This window comes from Winogradskyella poriferorum (genome assembly GCF_050618035.1).
GTDB classification, from domain to species: domain Bacteria; phylum Bacteroidota; class Bacteroidia; order Flavobacteriales; family Flavobacteriaceae; genus Winogradskyella; species Winogradskyella poriferorum_A.
Map to the genome: position 1 here is coordinate 1 of NZ_JBODPY010000133.1, position 235 is coordinate 235.

The following is a 235-nucleotide window of genomic DNA, read 5'->3' on the forward strand; positions in this document are numbered from 1 at the left end:
TCGGAGGTGAGCCTATGGTGGCTGCTGTTGCCTACAGGTCGTTACTTTCTGGGAAAATTGAATATAATACAACCTTTATTACGGTTGCGGTTGGTTTAAGAACCCATCTTGGAGCTCGAAATTTTCCAATAATTCAGAAGTATGTAGATCGCATTATTAGAGTTGAAGTAGATGAGATTATTGCAGCGATGCGACTTATATGGGAACGCATGAAGATTATAATAGAAACTTCAAG

At 39.1% G+C, this 235-nt stretch carries 1 pseudogene; it reads left to right on the forward strand.

From position 1 onward, the window contains the following. Positions 1–235 (forward strand): annotated as a pseudogene (locus tag ACRHOC_RS15210) (threonine/serine dehydratase); the annotation flags it as partial.